Genomic DNA, 17,767 nt, shown 5'->3' on the forward strand with positions numbered 1-17,767 from the left:
TGTGTGAGGCGAAGAGTTACTTCAATGCGGCGAGGATCGCATCCGGGTCATACCCGCGAATCAACGTACCATTCACGTCGATGATCGGAATTCCGCCACCCCCCAAGGCTTCATAAGCCTTGCGCGCCTCGGCATCTTTCTCGATGTCGAATTCCTTGTACGGAATACCTTTCTGGTCGAGAAAACGCCGGGTCAGCTTGCAGTAGCCGCACCAGTCGGTCGCGTAGAGCACGACGTTGGCCTTGGCCTGCGTCTGCTCTGACACGACTTGTGAGGGGTTGAACACCCGCTCGATCTTGCCCCAGTTCTGGTAGACCACGACCACCAACACGATCAGCAGGAATTTCTTCAGGATGCTGTTCAGCATCAGTTGCGTCGCTTGAGCTGGTCGGTCAGTTGGGTGGGCAGGCCTTTGATGATCAGCGTGCCGGCTTCTTCGTCGTACTCGATCTTCGAACCCAGCAGGTGTGCTTCGAAGCTGATCGACAAGCCTTCGGCGCGGCCAGTGAAGCGGCGGAACTGGTTCAGGGTGCGTTTGTCCGCCGGGATTTCCGGGGACAGGCCGTAGTCCTTGTTACGGATGTGATCGTAGAAGGCTTTCGGGCGCTCTTCGTCGATCAGCTCCGAGAGTTCTTCCAGGCCCATGGGCTCACCGAGTTTGGCCTGGCTGCTGGCGTAATCGACCAGGGTCTTGGTCTTCTCGCGGGCAGACTCCTCCGGCAAATCTTCACTTTCCACGAAGTCGCTGAAGGCTTTGAGCAAAGTGCGGGTTTCACCAGGGCCGTCGACACCTTCCTGGCAACCGATGAAGTCGCGGAAATACTCCGAAACCTTTTTCCCGTTCTTGCCTTTGATGAACGAAATGTACTGCTTGGATTGCTTGTTGTTCTGCCACTCGGACACGTTGATCCGCGCCGCGAGGTGCAATTGGCCCAAATCCAGATGGCGGGACGGGGTGACATCCAGCTGATCGGTCACTGCAACGCCTTCACTGTGGTGCAGGAGCGCGATGGCCAGGTAATCGGTCATGCCTTGTTGGTAATGGGCAAACAGCACGTGGCCGCCCACCGAGAGGTTCGACTCTTCCATCAGCTTTTGCAGGTGCTCTACTGCCACCCGGCTGAACGCCGTGAAGTCCTTGCCGCCCTCGAAGTATTCCTTCAGCCAGCCGCTGAACGGGTGCGCGCCGGATTCGGCATGGAAAAACCCCCACGCCTTGCCTTGTTTGGCGTTGTAGCTCTCATTGAGGTCGGCAAGCATGTTCTCGATCGCGCTCGACTCGGCGAGTTCAGAGTCGCGGGCGTGAAGAACTGCGGGTGTGCCGTCGGGTTTTTTGTCGATCAGGTGGACGATGCAATGACGGATCGGCATGGGCTTCTCGGCTGAATGAAGAGAGGAGGGCGTGCTCCCCGAAAAAGTGCCAAGTGTACCGCAACCACTGGTTTTGGCGCGGCATGAAGGGCAAATCCCGGGCGACCGACGGTGCTTATGCGTTTTTTTCCCGATTTAGAGCAATAAAGCTGACCAAATGGGTAGCTAGAGGCGGATATTTCCCCGTCTCTGTGCTAGTTTTGCCCCGTCTTACGCGAAGTCACTGCGTTAAGCGTGCATTCAGCATTTGTCAGGTCGAACCAAACCCTGATTTCGGTATCTATAACCCCGATCCAGTGGTTATTGGCCGAGGGTGCCAGATCCAGAAGATCGGGCTCGATGGCTGACACTGCACTCTGCAATCCATATGAATTTGATAGGGAAGGAACACTACATGGCTCTTACTAAAGACCAACTGATCGCCGACATCGCTGAAGCCATCGACGCGCCAAAAACCACCGCGCGTAACGCTCTGGACCAACTGGGCCAAATCGTTGCTGATCAGCTGGAAAACGGCGGCGAAATCACTCTGCCAGGTATCGGCAAACTGAAAGTGACTGAGCGTCCTGCCCGTACTGGCCGTAACCCTTCGACTGGCGCTGCCATCGAAATCGCTGCCAAGAAAGTTATCAAGCTGGTTGTGGCCAAAGGCCTGACCGACGCTGTTAACAAGTAAGACTTGTTAAAAAAAACCGTGCTCCGGAGCAATCCGGGCACGGTTTTTTTGTGTCTGCGATTCAGCGATTGTCCTGCAGCACCGCTAAACCAATGTAGGAGCGGGCTTGCTCGCGAAAGCGGTGGGTCAGTCACCATTGAAGTCGACTGACCCACCGCCTTCGCGAGCAAGCCCGCTCCCACATTTGATTTGCGGCGGTCAGGTAATCAGCTTTTTTTAACCCAGCGCTCGCGCCACACTTGCTGTTCGGATTTTGTCTGGAAGGTCCAGGCAACGAAGCGGCTTTGCTTTTGTCCTTGGGACATTTCCACCACCTGGCTTTCCAGGACGCCGGCCTTTTTCAAGGCGGTCTGGATCGCTGGCAGATTTGAAGCCTTCGACACCAGGGTGCTGAACCACAGCACTTTGTGTTGGAAATGGGCGCTCTCGGCGATCAGTTGCGTGACAAACCGCGCCTCGCCCCCTTCGCACCACAGCTCAGCCGATTGTCCGCCGAAGTTCAGCACCGGCAATTTACGTTTCGGGTCGGCACGGCCCAAGGCGCGCCACTTACGCTCGCTGCCCTTGGTCGCTTCGTCCATCGAGGCGTGGAACGGCGGGTTGCACATGGTCAGGTCAAAACGTTCGCCCGGCTCCAGCAGGCCCAGCAGAATGTGCTTGGGGTTGGTTTGCTGGCGCAGCTGGATGGCTTTGTTCAGCCCGTTGGACTGCACGATGGCTTTGGCAGCGGCCACGGCCGTCGGATCGATTTCCGAGCCGAGGAAGTGCCAGCGGTAGTCGCTGTAGCCGATCAACGGATAAACGCAGTTGGCGCCCATGCCGATATCGAGCACTTTGACTGGCGCGCCGCGAGGGATTTCACCGTCATTGACGCTGGCCAACAGGTCGGCGAGGAAGTGCACGTAGTCGGCACGACCCGGAACCGGTGGGCACAGGTAATCAGCCGGGATGTCCCAATGCGCGATGCCATAGAACGACTTGAGCAACGCCCGGTTGAACACACGCACCGCATCGGGGCTGGCGAAGTCAATGCTTTCTTTGCCGTACGGGTTGATGATCACGTACTTCGCCAGTTCCGGCGTGGTTTTGATCAGCGCCGGGAAGTCGTAACGACCCTGATGGCGGTTGCGCGGGTGAAGGCTGGCTTTTTCGCGCGGTTCCACGGCTTTGGCCGGGGTCGCGGTGTCAGGCTTTTACGCGCAGGTCTAGGTGTGCGGGGGGCGTTCATGGGCGAGGTCGATTCGGGTATGGCTAAAAGTGGGGGGTATTGTCCCACATTCCTCGCATTGAAAAGCTTTCCTGTGGGAGCTGGCTTGCCTGCGATGGCGGTGTGTCAGGGTATAAAGTGGTTTTCTGATACTCCGCCATCGCGGGCAAGCCCGCTCCCACAGGGATTTTTGGTGGATTAGGGAAAGGGGCGGGCACAAAAAAGGGAGGCCGTTGCGGGCCTCCCTTTTTCATTGCGATTTGCCGTTACAGGCTGGCAATCCGCGCATGCTGCTCGGCCAACTTGCTCAAAGCCTGTTCGGCTTCAGCCAGTTTGGCGCGCTCCTTGTCGATCACTTCGGCCGGGGCCTTGTCGACGAAGCCAGCGTTGGACAGCTTGCCGCCGACGCGTTGCACTTCACCTTGCAAACGCTGGATTTCCTTGTCCAGACGCGCCAGTTCCGCACCTTTGTCGATGAGGCCGGCCATTGGTACCAGCACTTCCATCTCGCCAACCAGTGCCGTGGCGGACAGCGGTGCTTCTTCGCCGGCAGCCAGAACAGTGATCGATTCGAGACGCGCCAGTTTCTTCAGCAGGGCATCGTTCTCGGTGAGGCGACGCTGGTCTTCGGCGCTGACATTCTTCAGGAACAATGGCAGCGGCTTGCCTGGGCCAATGTTCATTTCGCCACGGATGTTGCGCGTGCCGAGCATCAAGCCCTTGAGCCATTCGATGTCATCTTCGGCGGCCTGATCAATGCGTGCTTCGTTAGCCACTGGCCAAGGTTGCAGCATGATCGTCTTGCCTTCGATACCGGCCAGCGGCGCCAGGCGCTGCCAGATTTCTTCGGTGATGAATGGCATGAACGGGTGCGCCAGGCGCAACGCAACTTCCAGTACCCGAACCAGCGTGCGACGGGTGCCACGCTGGCGTTCGACCGGTGCGTTCTCGTCCCACAACACAGGCTTGGAGAGTTCCAGGTACCAGTCGCAATACTGGTTCCAGATGAACTCGTACAAGGCTTGTGCCGCCAGGTCGAAGCGGAACTGGTCGAGTTGACGGGTCACTTCGGCTTCGGTGCGTTGCAACTGCGAAATGATCCAGCGATCCGCCAGGGACAGCTCAAAGGCTTCGCCGTTCTGGCCGCAGTCTTCGCCCTTGTCCAGAACATAGCGCGCGGCGTTCCAGATCTTGTTGCAGAAGTTGCGATAGCCTTCAACGCGGCCCATGTCGAACTTGATGTCACGACCGGTGGACGCCAGCGAGCAGAAGGTGAAACGCAGGGCGTCGGTGCCATAGCTGGCGATGCCGTCGGCGAACTCCTCGCGGGTCTGCTTCTCGATCTTCTTCGCCAGTTTCGGCTGCATCATGCCGGAGGTGCGTTTCTGCACCAGCTCTTCCAGCTCGATGCCGTCGATGATGTCCAGTGGGTCCAGGACGTTGCCCTTGGACTTGGACATTTTCTGGCCTTGGCCATCACGCACTAGGCCGTGAACATAGACGGTCTTGAACGGAACCTGTGGTGTGCCGTCTTCGTTTTTCACCAAGTGCATGGTGAGCATGATCATCCGGGCAACCCAGAAGAAAATGATGTCGAAGCCCGTCACCAGCACGTCGGTGGAGTGGAATTTCTTCAGGAATTCGGTCTGCTCAGGCCAGCCGAGTGTGGAGAAGGTCCACAACCCCGAGCTGAACCAGGTGTCGAGAACGTCGTTGTCCTGTTGCAGTACAACGTCCGGACCGAGGTTGTTCTTGGCGCGAACTTCGGCTTCGTCGCGACCGACGTAGACTTTGCCCGACTCGTCGTACCAGGCCGGAATCCGGTGGCCCCACCACAGCTGACGGCTGATGCACCAATCCTGGATGTCACGCATCCACGAGAAGTACATGTTCTCGTACTGTTTTGGCACGAAGGCGATGCGGCCGTCTTCAACGGCGGCGATGGCCGGCTCGGCCAATGGCTTAGTCGACACGTACCACTGGTCGGTCAGCCACGGCTCGATGATGGTGCCGGAACGGTCGCCTTTCGGCACTTTCAGGGCGTGATCGTTGACGCTGACCAGCAGGCCTGCAGCGTCGAATGCAGCAACGATTTGCTTGCGCGCTTCGAAACGGTCGAGGCCGGCGTACTCGGCCGGGATCTTGCCGTCGATGCTGTCGTTCAGCGTGCCGTCGAGGTTGAACACCTGGCAGGCCGGCAGTACGGCCGCGTTCTTGTCGAAGATGTTCAGCAGCGGCAGGTTGTGGCGTTTGCCGACTTCGTAGTCGTTGAAATCGTGGGCCGGGGTGATTTTCACGCAGCCGGTGCCGAATTCAGGGTCGCAGTAATCGTCGGCGATGATCGGAATGCGGCGGCCAACCAGAGGCAGCTCGACAAATTTGCCGATCAGGGCTTTGTAGCGTTCGTCGTTCGGGTTAACGGCCACGGCGGCGTCGCCGAGCATGGTTTCCGGGCGAGTGGTCGCGACGATCAGAAAGTCATTGCCTTCCGCGGTTTTTACGCCGTCGGCCAGCGGGTATTTGAGGTTCCACAGGAAACCTTTCTCGTCGTGGTTTTCCACTTCAAGGTCGGAAATCGCGGTGTGCAGCTTGGTGTCCCAGTTGACCAGACGCTTGCCGCGGTAGATCAAACCGTCTTCGTGCAGGCGTACGAAGGCTTCTTTTACGGCTTCCGAGAGGCCGTCGTCCATGGTGAAGCGCTCACGGCTCCAATCCACGGACGAGCCGAGGCGGCGGATCTGACGGCTGATGTTGCCGCCGGACTGATCTTTCCACTCCCAGACTTTCTCTAGGAACTTCTCGCGGCCCAGATCGTGACGATTCTGGCCTTGAGCTTCGAGTTGGCGTTCCACCAGCATTTGGGTGGCGATACCGGCGTGGTCGGTGCCCGGCTGCCACAGGGTGTTGCGACCCTGCATGCGGCGGAAACGGATCAGGGCGTCCATGATCGCGTTGTTGAAGCCGTGACCCATGTGCAGGCTGCCGGTGACGTTCGGCGGCGGGATCATGATGGTGTAGGACTCGCCCGCGCCTTGCGGGGCGAAGTAATTCTCTGACTCCCAGGTGTTGTACCAGGAAGCTTCAATGGCGTGCGGCTGGTAGGTCTTATCCATGCGCGGCGGGACCCTATTGGCATTTATTCAGGAAAAGCCGGCAAGTATAGCGGGGCAAGGGGCAGAGGGCGAGTTGATCGCGGGATGAACCTGACCACCAGCAGCACCATAGATCCAATGTGGGAGCGGGCTTGCTCGCGAATACGGTCTTCCAGTCAGCAACGATGCTGAATGTGAAACCGCTTTCGCGAGCAAGCCCGCTCCCACATTGGAATGGTGGTGTTATTCGTACTGGCTCAGCAACCGTTCCATCCGCGCATCCAGCCGGCGTTTGATTTCGGTTTCGATGTGCGGGGCGAAGTCGTCGATCACGTCCTGCATGATCAACAGCGCGGCAGCGCGCAATTCGCTGTCCAGATGCAGCAGGGCGTCGGGACCTTTGCTCGGGGGCGGTGATGGTTGCGCGGCTGCGGCTGGCGGTGAAGGGGGTTCGACGGGCTGTGGCGCGTTGTCGACAGATTCGAACAACATGGGAATCTGCTCCTGGTCACCGTCAACGACCGTGTCGGTCAGCAGCGGTGGTTGCAGGTTGTCATCGCCGAGCAGTTGGCGGATCGACTCGAGGTCGTCCAGCAGGTGCGCGGACTGTTGTTGCGGTTTCGGAGTGTCCATCGGAATGCTCAGAGTCGCTGTAAACGGTGGTCTTGCAGAGGATAGCCCTGTTCGCGGTAGAAACGGAAACTCTCCCGCGCAGCCGCACGAATCGTCGGCTCTTCCACCACCACTTCCGCCACGCGGGCGAATTTGTTGGCGAATGCCGGCACTTTCAGATCGAGATTGACCAGTAGATCCTGGTGCTGACCGCAGTCATCGCCAAGCCCCAGCACAATCAAACTCTGCGGTTCGCTTTCGGCAGGACCATGAGGCACGAAGCTTTCGCCCTTGAATGCCCACAAACGTGCATCGAGCTCCTCGCGCTGGGCGGCATCGCTGCAGTGCAAGTAAATGCGGTGGCCCATGCGCCAGGCTTTTTCGGTGAGCTTGCAGGCGAAATCCAGCCGAGCCGAAGGATCGGCGCTGGGCAGGATATAGAAGTCGACTTTGGTCATTGCGGTTCCTGAGCCTTGACCGGCGTCACCCTAAAGTGACGCCGTTCAGGGTCATCGGTTTCAGGCTTTGGCGCGGTCCAGCAGGTATTGGGTCAGCAATGGAACCGGACGGCCAGTGGCGCCCTTGTCCTTGCCGCCGCTGGTCCATGCGGTGCCGGCGATATCCAGGTGTGCCCAGTTCAGGTTCTTGGTGAAGCGCGACAGGAAGCAGGCAGCGGTGATGGTCCCGGCTTTCGGGCCGCCAATGTTGGCGATGTCGGCGAACGGGCTGTCCAGTTGCTCCTGGTATTCATCGAACAGCGGCAGTTGCCAGGCGCGGTCGTCGGCAGCCTTGCCGGCGCTGAGCAATTGGCCGATCAGTTCGTCGTTGTTGCCCAGCAGGCCCGAGGTGTGGGCGCCCAGGGCAACGACGCAAGCGCCGGTCAGGGTGGCGATATCGATCACCGCTTGTGGCTTGAAACGCTCGGAGTAGGTCAGCGCGTCGCACAGCACCAGACGGCCTTCGGCGTCGGTGTTGAGGATTTCCACGGTTTGGCCGCTCATGGTGGTGACGATGTCGCCCGGGCGCGAAGCGTTGCCGCTCGGCATGTTCTCGGCGCAGGCCAGAATGCACACCAGGTTGATCGGCAGTTTCAGCTCAAGCACGGCGCGCAGGGTACCGAATACGCTGGCGGCGCCGCCCATGTCGTACTTCATTTCATCCATGCCCAAGCCAGGCTTGAGGCTGATGCCGCCCGTGTCAAAGGTGATGCCTTTGCCGACCAGCGCGTATGGCTTCTCGGATTTCTTGCCGCCGTTGTATTGCATGACGATCAGGCGCGGTGGCTGGGCGCTGCCCTGGCCGACGGCGTAGAACGAACCCATGCCCAGTTCCTTGATCTTCTTTTCATCAAGGACTTCGACTTTCAGGGTCTTGAATTCTTTACCGAGGTTCTTGGCCTGTTCGCCGAGGAACGTCGGGTGGCAGATGTTTGGCGGCAGGTTGCCCAGGTTACGGGTGAAGGCCATGCCGTTGGCGATGGCAGTGGCGTGGGCCACGGCGCGCTCGACTTCAGCCTGTGCAGCCTTGATGGTCAGCAAGGTGACTTTCTTCAGGGCGCGGGGTTCGGCTTTCTGGCTCTTGAACTGGTCGAAGCTGTATTCGCCGTCCACCAGGGTTTCCGCCAGCAAGCGGGTCTTGCCGTAGCTGTCGCGGCCTTTGACCACGACTTCATCCAGGGCCAGTACCGCATCGCTGCCGCCCAGGCCTTTGAGGGTGTTGAGTACGCCGGCAATGATTTTGCGGAACGGGCGGTCGCCCAGTTCTTCGTCCTTGCCCACGCCTACCAACAGAACGCGCTCGGCCTTCAGGTTCGGCAGGCTGTGCAGCAACAGGCTCTGGCCGACTTTGCCGGCGAGGTCGCCACGCTTGAGTACAGCGCTGATCGCACCGCCGCTCAATTCGTCCAGTTGTTTGGCCACGACACCGAGTTTGCGGCCTTCGCCGACGGCGACGACCAGAGTGGCGGTCTTCAACGTTTCTGGGCTAACGCTTTTTACAACCAGTTCCATGTCCGGGTCCCTGAATAATGGTCAACGTGCGTGGGCAAAACGGCGACGCACAGACGCTTGCTTATATAGATGGAAGACGCAGGTCACGGCCTGCGACAAAGGCCGCAGTTTGAACCTCGCTCCCTGCGCCTGACAACCCTCGGTTGTACGATCTTCAACGCATTGACCGCCAGCTTGAGCATGCGCAGTGACAGGCGCACTCAATCACAGGATAATGCGCCATCTTTTTCGGCGGCCCTGTCCTGTGGGTCGCCTGATACGTTTGCTTGTTTGGCCGCCTTAGCCTGACAACCCTGGAGTGTCTGGTTTGATTGTCTTCCGTTATCTATCCCGCGAAGTCCTGTTGACCTTGAGCGCCGTCAGCGCCGTGCTGCTGGTCATCATCATGAGCGGTCGCTTTATCAAATACCTCGCACAAGCGGCCGCTGGCCTGCTGGATCCCGGCTCTCTGTTCCTGATCATGGGATTCCGTCTGCCAGGCTTCCTGCAGTTGATCCTGCCTCTGGGCCTGTTTCTCGGGATCTTGCTGGCGTACGGTCGCCTGTACCTTGAAAGCGAAATGACGGTGCTGTCGGCTACCGGTATGAGTCAGCAGCGTCTGCTCGCCATGACGCTGTTTCCGGCCACGCTGGTTGCGCTGGTGGTGGCGTGGTTGAGCCTGAGCCTGGCGCCACAAGGTGCCAATCAGTTCCAGTTGCTGCTGAACAAGCAGGACGCGCTGACGGAGTTCGACACCCTCGAGCCGGGTCGCTTCCAGGCCCTGCGTGACGGAACCCGCGTGACCTACACCGAAACGCTGACAGATGACCGCATCAAACTGGGCGGCGTGTTTATTTCGCAAAAAAACACCAACTCTGACCAGAAGGATCGCGGGATTTCCGTGCTGGTGGCTGAAAAAGGCCGTCAGGAAATCCGCCCGGACGGCAACCGCTACCTGATTCTCGACAACGGTTATCGCTACGACGGTAATCCGGGGCAGGCTGACTATCGTGCGATCAAATACGACGAATATGGCGTGCTGCTGCCAAAACCGGACGTCAGCGACGAAGTAACCGACCGTGATGCAATGTCTACCCGTTCATTGATGGGCAGCGACGACACTCGCTTGCGCGCTGAGCTGCAATGGCGGCTGTCCCTGCCGTTGCTGGTTTTCATTGTGACTCTGATGGCGGTGCCGTTGGCGCGAGTCAATCCGCGCCAGGGTCGCTTCCTCAAGTTGCTGCCGGCGATTCTTCTTTATATGGCTTACCTGACCATCCTGATTGCCGCCCGCGGTGCCCTTGATAAGGGCAAGATTCCGGCTGCCCTGGGGTTGTGGTGGGTTCACGGGTTGTTCCTGATCATTGGTCTCGGGTTGCTGTACTGGGAGCCGTTGCGCTTGAAAATGGCGAGTCGCCGCAGCGCGTTGGAGGTGGCTCGTGGTTAAGCTCGATCGCTACATCGGTAGCAGCGTGTTCATGGCCATTCTGGCCGTACTGGGGATCATTCTCGGCCTGGCGACACTGTTCGCCTTCATCGATGAGATGGGGGAAATCAGCGATACCTACACCTTGCTTGATGCTGCCAGTTACGTCTTTCTGACGGCGCCGCGCCGTCTTTACGACATGTTGCCAATGGCCGCGCTGATCGGATGCCTGATTGGTCTGGGCAGCCTGGCCAGCAACAGTGAGCTGACCATCATGCGCGCCGCTGGCGTGTCGATCGGCCGGATCGTCTGGGCGGTCATGAAACCGATGCTGATCCTGATGGCCGTAGGCGTGCTGATCGGAGAATACGTCGCGCCGGCCACCGAAGTGACGGCTCAGGCCAATCGCTCGCTGGCTCAAGGCAGCGGCGATGCGCAAAGCGCCAAGCACGGCCTGTGGCATCGCCAGGGCGAGGAGTTCATTCACGTCAACTCCGTGCAGCCCAACGGCCTGCTGTATGGCGTGACGCGGTATCGCTTTGATAACGAGCGGCACATGCTGTCATCGAGCTTCGCCAAGCGTGCCGAGTTCGACAAGGATCACTGGCAGCTATCCGACGTCACGACCACGGTGTTCCATGAAAAAAGCACCGAAGTGGTGACGACGCCGGTCGAGCGCTGGGAAATCGCCCTGAGCCCGCAGTTGTTGGATACCGTGGTCATGGCGCCAGAGTCGCTGTCGATCTCCGGCCTGTGGGGTTACATCCACTACCTGGCAGACCAGGGCTTGAGCAACGGCCGTTACTGGCTGGCGTTTTGGGTCAAGGTATTGCAGCCGTTGGTCACCGCCGCGCTGGTCCTGATGGCGATCTCATTCATCTTCGGTCCTTTGCGCTCGGTGACCCTCGGTCAGCGAGTATTCACCGGCGTACTGGTGGGGTTCACCTTCCGTATCGTCCAGGATTTGCTGGGGCCTTCGAGCCTGGTGTTCGGTTTCTCGCCGCTGTTTGCGGTGCTGATCCCGGCCGGTGTCTGTGCCCTGGCCGGTGTCTGGCTGTTGCGCCGGGCCGGTTGATTACGGGCCTCTCCTGTCGTTGCCTGTCATGAAGAAACGCCCCTGTCGCAAGACCGGGGCGTTTTTGTTACCTGCCGTCTGACCTGTGAACGTGACGCTTGCACCGTGGATCAGGTACAATTCCCGGCTATTTTTCGGCGGGCTATGCCTGCAGCCTTTTTGAGTGTTGATCCGTGAGTGATTTGAGTCATATCCGCAATTTCTCCATCATCGCCCACATTGACCATGGCAAGTCGACGCTGGCCGACCGCTTCATTCAAATGTGCGGTGGCCTTGCCGAGCGCGAAATGGAGGCCCAGGTGCTGGACTCCATGGACCTGGAACGTGAACGCGGGATCACCATCAAGGCCCATAGCGTTACCCTTTATTACACCGCTCGCGATGGCATCAAGTATCAGCTGAACTTCATTGACACCCCCGGCCACGTTGACTTCACCTACGAAGTCAGCCGGTCGCTGGCGGCCTGTGAAGGTGCATTGCTGGTGGTCGATGCCGGTCAGGGCGTTGAAGCGCAGTCGGTTGCCAACTGCTACACGGCGATCGAGCAGGGCCTGGAAGTCATGCCAGTCCTGAACAAGATCGACCTGCCGCAGGCCGATCCGGATCGCGTTAAAGAAGAAATCGAAAAAATCATTGGCATCGACGCTACCGATGCGGTCGAGTGCTCGGCCAAGACCGGTCTGGGCGTCGACGAAGTGCTCGAGCGTCTGGTCGCCACCATTCCTGCGCCGACTGGCAACTACGAAGATCCGCTGCAAGCGTTGATCATCGATTCCTGGTTCGACAACTACCTGGGCGTTGTTTCCCTGGTACGCGTGCGCCACGGGCGTGTGAAGAAGGGCGACAAGATCCTGGTCAAATCCACCGGCAAGATCCACCTGGTGGACAGCGTCGGTGTATTCAACCCGAAACACACCCCTACCGTTGACCTGAAGGCCGGTGAAGTGGGCTTCATCATCGCCAGCATCAAGGACATTCACGGCGCGCCAGTGGGCGACACCCTGACCTTGAGCTCGACGCCGGACGTTGATGTACTACCAGGCTTCGAACGTATCCAGCCGCAGGTTTACGCCGGTCTGTTCCCGGTCAGCTCCGACGACTTCGAAGATTTCCGTGAAGCCCTGCAAAAGCTCACGCTCAACGACTCGTCCCTGCAGTACACCCCGGAAAGTTCTGATGCTCTGGGCTTCGGTTTCCGTTGCGGGTTCCTCGGCATGCTGCACATGGAAATCATCCAGGAGCGCCTGGAGCGCGAGTACAACCTGGACCTGATCACCACGGCGCCGACGGTAATCTTCGAGCTGCTGCTCAAGACCGGCGAGACGATCTACGTCGATAACCCGTCGAAACTCCCGGACCTGTCCTCGATTGAAGACATGCGCGAACCGATCGTGCGGGCCAATATTCTTGTGCCGCAAGAGCACCTGGGCAACGTCATTACCCTGTGCATCGAGAAACGCGGCGTACAGGTCGACATGCTGTTCCTCGGCTCCCAGGTACAAGTGACCTACGACCTGCCGATGAACGAAGTGGTGCTGGACTTCTTCGACCGTCTGAAGTCCACCAGTCGCGGCTATGCTTCGCTGGACTACCATTTCGATCGTTATCAATCGGCCAGCCTGGTGAAACTGGATGTGCTGATCAACGGTGACAAGGTCGACGCCCTGGCGCTGATCGTGCACCGTGACAACTCGCACTACAAAGGTCGCCAGTTGACCGAGAAGATGAAGGAACTGATTCCTCGGCAGATGTTCGACGTGGCAATCCAGGCCGCCATTGGCGGGCAGATTGTGGCGCGGACAACCGTCAAGGCGCTGAGAAAGAACGTATTGGCCAAATGCTACGGTGGTGACGTCAGCCGTAAGAAAAAGCTGCTGGAAAAGCAAAAGGCCGGTAAAAAACGCATGAAGCAAGTCGGCAACGTGGAAATTCCACAAGAAGCCTTCCTTGCAGTGCTCAGGTTGGATAGTTAGGTCCTATGTCACTAAATTTCCCGCTGTTGCTGGTCATCGCCGTGTTCGTCTGCGGCTTGTTGGCGTTGCTTGATCTGGTTTTGCTGGCCCCGCGTCGGCGTGCCGCCATTGCCTCCTATCAGGGTAGCGTCAGCCAGCCTGATGTGCAGGTGGTCGAGAAACTGAACAAAGAGCCGATGCTGGTCGAATACGGCAAGTCGTTCTTCCCGGTGTTGTTCATCGTGCTGGTCCTGCGTTCGTTCCTGGTGGAGCCGTTCCAGATTCCTTCCGGCTCGATGAAACCGACCCTGGACGTTGGCGACTTCATTCTGGTGAACAAGTTTTCTTACGGGATCCGCCTGCCGGTGATCGACAAGAAAGTCATCGAAGTCGGTGATCCACAGCGCGGCGATGTGATGGTGTTCCGTTACCCGAGCGATCCGAACGTCAACTACATCAAGCGTGTAGTGGGCCTGCCGGGTGACAAGATTCGCTACACTGCTGACAAGCGTCTGTTCGTCAACGGCGAATCGATTGCCGAACAAATGGTCGGCTCCGAGCCGGGAACGCTGGGTAGCGCTGAGCTCTATAAGGAAAAACTCGGCGTTGCCGAGCACCTGATCCGCAAGGAAATGAGCCGCTATCGCGCAACACCGGACCATTCGTGGACCGTGCCTGCCGGGCACTACTTCATGATGGGTGACAACCGCGACAACTCCAATGACAGTCGCTATTGGGATGATCCAACTATTCCCAAGGATCTGCTGGGCATGGTTCCCGACAAGAATATCGTCGGCAAGGCCTTCGCAGTCTGGATGAGCTGGCCGGAACCTAAACTCAGTCACCTGCCGAATTTTTCGCGGGTTGGCCTGATCAAGTAATCACACACGGCGCTGTTGAACACAGCGCCGAATGCATTTTTGGAACCGATAGATTTCGGGGCCGGAAGCATGAAGCCAATGATATTCAGGACGTTATTTTTGAACACAGCGTTAATTGTCCCAGGCCTGCGTCGACTCTCGGCGATGGCGGTGGAATCCAACCACGAACTCAGCGTGGGTAAACCGTGAGCGTCTCCTTAAGCCGTCTAGAGCGTCAGCTCGGCTACACCTTCAAGGATCAGGAACTGATGGTCCTGGCCCTGACTCACCGCAGCTTTGCCGGGCGCAACAACGAACGCCTGGAATTCCTCGGTGATGCCATCCTCAACTTCGTCGCAGGCGAGGCGCTGTTCGATCGCTTCCCGCTGGCCCGCGAAGGCCAGCTGTCGCGTTTGCGCGCACGCTTGGTGAAAGGTGAGACCCTGGCCGTACTGGCCCGTGGTTTTGATCTGGGTGAATACCTGCGCCTGGGTTCCGGTGAGTTGAAAAGTGGCGGTTTCCGTCGCGAGTCGATTCTGGCCGATGCCCTGGAAGCGCTGATTGGTGCGATCTACCTGGACGCCGGCATGGACGTGGCGCGTGAGCGCGTACTGGCCTGGCTGGCCGGGGAGTTCGAGGGCTTGACGCTGGTCGACACCAACAAAGATCCAAAGACCCGCCTGCAGGAATTCCTGCAATCGCGTGGCTGTGAGCTGCCGCGTTACGAAGTGGTGGATATCCAGGGTGAACCGCATTGCCGGACGTTCTTCGTCGAATGCGAAATCACCTTACTGAACGAAAAAAGCCGAGGTCAGGGTGTGAGTCGTCGTATTGCCGAACAGGTAGCGGCCGCCGCAGCACTGATTGCCCTGGGTGTGGAGAATGGCAATGACTGATACAACCGCAACTCGCTGTGGCTATGTTGCCATCGTCGGCCGTCCCAACGTGGGCAAGTCCACGCTGCTGAACCACATCCTGGGTCAGAAGCTGGCAATCACCTCGCGCAAGCCGCAAACCACCCGTCACAACATGCTGGGGATCAAGACCGAAGGTGCCGTGCAGGCGATCTACGTCGATACCCCGGGCATGCACAAGGGCGGCGAAAAGGCGCTGAACCGCTACATGAACAAGACCGCTTCGGCGGCGTTGAAAGACGTCGACGTGGTGATCTTCGTGGTTGACCGCACCAAGTGGACCGACGAAGACCAGATGGTCCTCGAGCGCGTCCAATACGTGACCGGCCCGCTGATCGTGGCGCTGAACAAGACCGACCGTATCGAAGACAAGTCCGAGTTGATGCCGCACCTGACCTGGTTGCAGGAACAGCTGCCGAACGCGCAGATCATGCCGATCTCGGCCCAGCACGGGCACAACCTTGAAACGCTGGAGCGCGTGATCGCCGAGCATCTGCCGGAAAACGATCACTTCTTCCCGGAGGACCAGATCACTGACCGCAGCAGCCGTTTCCTCGCCGCAGAACTGGTGCGCGAGAAGATCATGCGCCAGATGGGTGCCGAGCTGCCGTACCAGATCACCGTCGAAATCGAAGAGTTCAAGCAGCAGGGCAAGACCCTGCACATTCATGCCTTGATCCTCGTTGAGCGTGACGGCCAGAAGAAAATCATCATTGGTGACAAGGGCGAGCGCATCAAGCGCATCGGCACCGAGGCGCGCAAGGACATGGAACTGTTGTTCGACTCCAAGATCATGCTCAACCTCTGGGTCAAAGTGAAAGGCGGCTGGTCCGATGACGAGCGCGCGTTGCGTTCGTTGGGTTACGGCGACCTGTAACGTCTCGGTTGCTGAGACACCGTAGAACCTTGTGGGAGCGGGCTTGCCCGCGATGAGGATGTAATGTTCGGCAGAGATGTTGAATGTGAGTCCGCCATCGCGGGCAAGCCCGCTCCCACATTGGTTTTGGTTGTTTGTAAAATTGCGCTCGCTCACAGAGAACCCTGACGTCCATGTCACACCCTCCCATCGGCCAACTCGCCTACGTTCTCCACTCCCGCGCCTACCGCGAAAGCAGTGCGTTGGTGGATTTCCTCACGCCGCAAGGTCGGCTGCGGGCGGTGTTGCGCAGTGCGCGGGGCAAGGCCGGGACGTTGGCGCGGCCATTCGTGCCGCTGGAGGTCGAGTTCCGTGGGAGGGGGAGTTGAAGAATGTCGGTCGCATGGAAAGCGCCGGTGTATCGACCTGGCTCAATGGCGAGGCGCTGTTCAGTGGCCTCTATCTCAATGAGCTATTGATTCGTCTGCTGCCCGCCGAAGACCCTCATCCCGCTGTGTTCGATCACTATGCTGCGACGTTGCTGGCGTTAGCGGAGGGTCGTCCGCTGGAGCCGTTGTTGCGCTCCTTCGAATGGCGCTTGCTGGACGATCTCGGTTACGGTTTTGCACTGACCACTGACCTCCATGGCGAGCCTATTGCCCCGGACGGGCTCTACCGTCTGCAGGTGGACGCGGGCCTGGAACGGGTCTACCTGCTGCAACCCGGTCTGTTCAATGGCACCGAACTGCTGGCCATGGCCGACGCCGACTGGTCCGCCCCCGGCGCACTGTCAGCGGCCAAGCGTTTGATGCGTCAGGCGCTTGCTGTCCATCTGGGCGGTCGTCCGCTGGTCAGTCGCGAGTTGTTTCGCAAGCCGTAGTCTCCCCGTATGCTGTGCACCGAATTTCCCTTCTTCAGGAGCGCTTCCGTGACCACCAGCAATCGCATTCTTCTTGGCGTGAACATCGACCATGTTGCCACCCTGCGTCAGGCTCGGGGTACTCGCTATCCGGACCCGGTCAAGGCAGCGCTGGATGCGGAGGAGGCGGGCGCTGACGGTATCACCGTGCATTTGCGCGAAGACCGTCGGCACATCCAGGAGCGCGACGTTCTGGTGCTCAAGGACGTTCTGCAAACCCGCATGAACTTCGAAATGGGCGTCACCGAAGAAATGATGGTGTTCGCCGAGCGCATCCGTCCGGCGCACATTTGCCTGGTCCCGGAAACTCGTCAGGAACTGACCACCGAAGGTGGCCTCGACGTAGCAGGGCAGGAAGCGCGAATTAAAGCGGCCGTCGATCGCCTGTCCAAGATTGGCTGTGAGGTGTCGCTGTTCATCGACGCTGATGAGCGGCAGATCGAAGCTTCACGCCGCGTCGGTGCCCCCGCCATCGAACTGCACACCGGTCGTTACGCCGATGCCGAGACGCCGACGGATGTGGCTGAGGAACTCAAGCGTGTGGCTGACGGTGTCGCGTTTGGCCTGGCTCAGGGTTTGATCGTCAACGCCGGGCACGGTCTGCACTACCACAACGTGGAAGCGGTGGCGGCAATCAAAGGCATCAATGAGCTGAACATCGGCCACGCGCTCGTGGCGCATGCGTTGTTCGTCGGCTTCAAGTCGGCGGTGTCGGAGATGAAAGCGTTGATCCTGGCCGCCGCAAAGCTTAAAGAGCAAACACAAAACCCTGTGGGAGCGGGCTTGCCCGCGATGGCGTCGTGTCAGTCAATAGAATCG

At 59.0% G+C, this 17,767-nt stretch carries 13 protein-coding genes and 3 pseudogenes; 9 read left to right on the top strand and 7 right to left on the bottom strand.

Annotated features, from left to right (window positions below; all coding sequences use genetic code 11):
* Positions 1-16 precede the first annotated feature (16 nt).
* Both AB4N76_RS19285 and yejK read right to left on the bottom strand, forming a co-directional pair.
* Positions 17-367, bottom strand: a complete 351-nt coding sequence (locus tag AB4N76_RS19285) for a glutaredoxin family protein (protein WP_046028989.1) — start codon at positions 365-367, stop codon at positions 17-19.
* A complete protein-coding gene (yejK, locus tag AB4N76_RS19290) occupies positions 367-1,371 on the bottom strand; it encodes a nucleoid-associated protein YejK (protein ID WP_007944833.1) in 1,005 nt (334 codons plus the stop codon). Before yejK ends, AB4N76_RS19285 begins: the two co-directional genes overlap by 1 nt.
* Before the next feature lie 394 nt (positions 1,372-1,765).
* On the opposite strand from yejK, the gene AB4N76_RS19295 reads away from it, so the two are divergent.
* The gene (locus tag AB4N76_RS19295; protein ID WP_007905514.1) at positions 1,766-2,047 is read left to right on the top strand and encodes an HU family DNA-binding protein; all 282 of its coding nucleotides are present in this window, start codon (positions 1,766-1,768) and stop codon (positions 2,045-2,047) included.
* A 206-nt stretch (positions 2,048-2,253) separates the two neighbouring features.
* On the opposite strand, the pseudogene rlmF reads toward AB4N76_RS19295, so the two are convergent.
* From rlmF to AB4N76_RS19320, 5 genes and pseudogenes are all read right to left on the bottom strand, one after another.
* Positions 2,254-3,275 (bottom strand): annotated as a pseudogene (gene rlmF / locus AB4N76_RS19300) (23S rRNA (adenine(1618)-N(6))-methyltransferase RlmF).
* Between the two features lie 245 nt (positions 3,276-3,520).
* A complete protein-coding gene (locus AB4N76_RS19305; RefSeq protein ID WP_046028991.1) occupies positions 3,521-6,367 on the bottom strand; it encodes a valine--tRNA ligase in 2,847 nt (948 codons plus the stop codon).
* Between the two features lie 222 nt (positions 6,368-6,589).
* Positions 6,590-6,979: a hypothetical protein gene (locus AB4N76_RS19310; RefSeq protein WP_046028992.1), complete on the bottom strand. Its 390-nt coding sequence runs from the start codon at positions 6,977-6,979 to the stop codon at positions 6,590-6,592.
* A gap of 8 nt (positions 6,980-6,987) precedes the next feature.
* Positions 6,988-7,416 (bottom strand): DNA polymerase III subunit chi, encoded by a 429-nt coding sequence (locus tag AB4N76_RS19315; protein ID WP_046028993.1) that lies wholly within the window; start codon positions 7,414-7,416, stop codon positions 6,988-6,990.
* Positions 7,417-7,476: 60 nt separating this feature from the next.
* On the bottom strand, positions 7,477-8,967 hold the full coding sequence (locus tag AB4N76_RS19320; RefSeq protein WP_046028994.1) for a leucyl aminopeptidase: 1,491 nt from the start codon (positions 8,965-8,967) through the stop codon (positions 7,477-7,479).
* A 307-nt stretch (positions 8,968-9,274) separates the two neighbouring features.
* On the opposite strand from AB4N76_RS19320, the gene lptF reads away from it, so the two are divergent.
* From lptF to pdxJ, 8 genes and pseudogenes are all read left to right on the top strand, one after another.
* The gene (gene lptF / locus AB4N76_RS19325) at positions 9,275-10,393 is read left to right on the top strand and encodes an LPS export ABC transporter permease LptF (RefSeq protein WP_046028995.1); all 1,119 of its coding nucleotides are present in this window, start codon (positions 9,275-9,277) and stop codon (positions 10,391-10,393) included.
* Complete coding sequence (gene lptG, locus AB4N76_RS19330) at positions 10,386-11,447, top strand: LPS export ABC transporter permease LptG (protein WP_046028996.1); 1,062 nt, start codon at positions 10,386-10,388, stop codon at positions 11,445-11,447. The genes lptF and lptG overlap by 8 nt, the downstream gene beginning before the upstream one ends.
* A gap of 173 nt (positions 11,448-11,620) precedes the next feature.
* Positions 11,621-13,420 (top strand): translation elongation factor 4, encoded by a 1,800-nt coding sequence (gene lepA, locus AB4N76_RS19335; protein WP_460163405.1) that lies wholly within the window; start codon positions 11,621-11,623, stop codon positions 13,418-13,420.
* Between the two features lie 5 nt (positions 13,421-13,425).
* Positions 13,426-14,280 carry a signal peptidase I gene (gene lepB, locus AB4N76_RS19340; RefSeq protein ID WP_046028998.1) on the top strand — a complete coding sequence of 285 codons (855 nt, stop codon included), beginning with the start codon at positions 13,426-13,428 and terminating at the stop codon, positions 14,278-14,280.
* Positions 14,281-14,465: 185 nt separating this feature from the next.
* Entirely contained in the window at positions 14,466-15,155 is a 690-nt protein-coding gene (rnc, locus tag AB4N76_RS19345; RefSeq protein WP_017340629.1) for a ribonuclease III, read from the top strand.
* Positions 15,148-16,050 (top strand): GTPase Era, encoded by a 903-nt coding sequence (gene era / locus AB4N76_RS19350; protein ID WP_046028999.1) that lies wholly within the window; start codon positions 15,148-15,150, stop codon positions 16,048-16,050. The genes rnc and era overlap by 8 nt, the downstream gene beginning before the upstream one ends.
* Positions 16,051-16,223: 173 nt before the next feature.
* A pseudogene (gene recO, locus AB4N76_RS19355) lies at positions 16,224-16,909 on the top strand (DNA repair protein RecO).
* Between the two features lie 48 nt (positions 16,910-16,957).
* Positions 16,958-17,692 (top strand): annotated as a pseudogene (gene pdxJ, locus AB4N76_RS19360) (pyridoxine 5'-phosphate synthase); the annotation flags it as partial.
* Between the last annotated feature and the right edge of the window lie 75 nt (positions 17,693-17,767).

It is taken from the genome of Pseudomonas sp. S2_F03 (assembly GCF_054668335.1).

Excerpts from the sequence above, each read along its gene's own strand:
- AB4N76_RS19285 (WP_046028989.1), bottom strand. The coding sequence starts at position 367 with ATGCTGAACAGCATCCTGAAGAAATTCCTGCTGATCGTGTTGGTGGTC.
- yejK (WP_007944833.1), bottom strand. The coding sequence starts at position 1,371 with ATGCCGATCCGTCATTGCATCGTCCACCTGATCGACAAAAAACCCGAC.
- AB4N76_RS19295 (WP_007905514.1), top strand. The coding sequence starts at position 1,766 with ATGGCTCTTACTAAAGACCAACTGATCGCCGACATCGCTGAAGCCATC.
- AB4N76_RS19305 (WP_046028991.1), bottom strand. The coding sequence starts at position 6,367 with ATGGATAAGACCTACCAGCCGCACGCCATTGAAGCTTCCTGGTACAAC.
- AB4N76_RS19310 (WP_046028992.1), bottom strand. The coding sequence starts at position 6,979 with ATGGACACTCCGAAACCGCAACAACAGTCCGCGCACCTGCTGGACGAC.
- AB4N76_RS19315 (WP_046028993.1), bottom strand. The coding sequence starts at position 7,416 with ATGACCAAAGTCGACTTCTATATCCTGCCCAGCGCCGATCCTTCGGCT.
- AB4N76_RS19320 (WP_046028994.1), bottom strand. The coding sequence starts at position 8,967 with ATGGAACTGGTTGTAAAAAGCGTTAGCCCAGAAACGTTGAAGACCGCC.
- lepB (WP_046028998.1), top strand. The coding sequence starts at position 13,426 with ATGTCACTAAATTTCCCGCTGTTGCTGGTCATCGCCGTGTTCGTCTGC.
- era (WP_046028999.1), top strand. The coding sequence starts at position 15,148 with ATGACTGATACAACCGCAACTCGCTGTGGCTATGTTGCCATCGTCGGC.